1 rRNA gene (only partly in view) is annotated in these 1,424 nt (G+C 52.9%); it reads right to left on the bottom strand.

Going from position 1 to position 1,424, the window contains the following annotated elements:
* Window positions 1-55 precede the first annotated feature (55 nt).
* Window positions 56-1,424: ribosomal RNA gene (locus ACIP1G_RS31845) — 23S ribosomal RNA — on the bottom strand (it continues 1,260 nt past the right edge of the window).

Genomic DNA, 1,424 nt, shown 5'->3' with positions numbered 1-1,424 from the left:
TCTTTCGTCTTCACCACCACAATTTGGCTTCGTGCGCAAATTGCTTGGGTGTTATATGGTCAAGCCTCACGGGCAATTAGTATTGGTTAGCTCAACGCCTCACAGCGCTTACACACCCAACCTATCAACGTCGTAGTCTTCGACGGCCCTTTAGGGGATTCAAGATCCCAGTGAGATCTCATCTTGAGGCAAGTTTCCCGCTTAGATGCTTTCAGCGGTTATCTCTTCCGAACATAGCTACCCGGCAATGCCACTGGCGTGACAACCGGAACACCAGAGGTTCGTCCACTCCGGTCCTCTCGTACTAGGAGCAGCCCCTCTCAAATCTCAAACGTCCACGGCAGATAGGGACCGAACTGTCTCACGACGTTCTAAACCCAGCTCGCGTACCACTTTAAATGGCGAACAGCCATACCCTTGGGACCGGCTTCAGCCCCAGGATGTGATGAGCCGACATCGAGGTGCCAAACACCGCCGTCGATATGAACTCTTGGGCGGTATCAGCCTGTTATCCCCGGAGTACCTTTTATCCGTTGAGCGATGGCCCTTCCATACAGAACCACCGGATCACTAAGACCTACTTTCGTACCTGCTCGACGTGTTTGTCTCGCAGTCAAGCGCGCTTTTGCCTTTATACTCTACGACCGATTTCCGACCGGTCTGAGCGCACCTTCGTACTCCTCCGTTACTCTTTGGGAGGAGACCGCCCCAGTCAAACTACCCACCATACACTGTCCTCGATCCGGATAACGGACCTGAGTTAGAACCTCAAAGTTGCCAGGGTGGTATTTCAAGGATGGCTCCATGAGAACTGGCGTCCCCACTTCAAAGCCTCCCACCTATCCTACACAAGCAAATTCAAAGTCCAGTGCAAAGCTATAGTAAAGGTTCACGGGGTCTTTCCGTCTAGCCGCGGATACACTGCATCTTCACAGCGATTTCAATTTCACTGAGTCTCGGGTGGAGACAGCGCCGCCATCGTTACGCCATTCGTGCAGGTCGGAACTTACCCGACAAGGAATTTCGCTACCTTAGGACCGTTATAGTTACGGCCGCCGTTTACCGGGGCTTCGATCAAGAGCTTCGCTTGCGCTAACCCCATCAATTAACCTTCCGGCACCGGGCAGGCGTCACACCCTATACGTCCACTTTCGTGTTTGCAGAGTGCTGTGTTTTTAATAAACAGTCGCAGCGGCCTGGTATCTTCGACCGGCATGGGCTTACGGAGCAAGTCCTTGACCCTCGCCGGCGCACCTTCTCCCGAAGTTACGGTGCCATTTTGCCTAGTTCCTTCACCCGAGTTCTCTCAAGCGCCTTGGTATTCTCTACCTAACCACCTGTGTCGGTTTGGGGTACGGTTCCCAGTTATCTGAAGCTTAGGAGCTTTTCTTGGAAGCATGGTATCAACCACTTCGTCGCCTAAT

It is taken from the genome of Pseudomonas sp. NPDC089392, from assembly GCF_044749595.1.
In the GTDB taxonomy this organism is placed as follows: Bacteria; Pseudomonadota; Gammaproteobacteria; order Pseudomonadales; family Pseudomonadaceae; genus Aquipseudomonas.
Note: the sequence above shows the minus strand (reverse complement) of the source record. Positions and strands in the feature narration are given on the sequence as shown.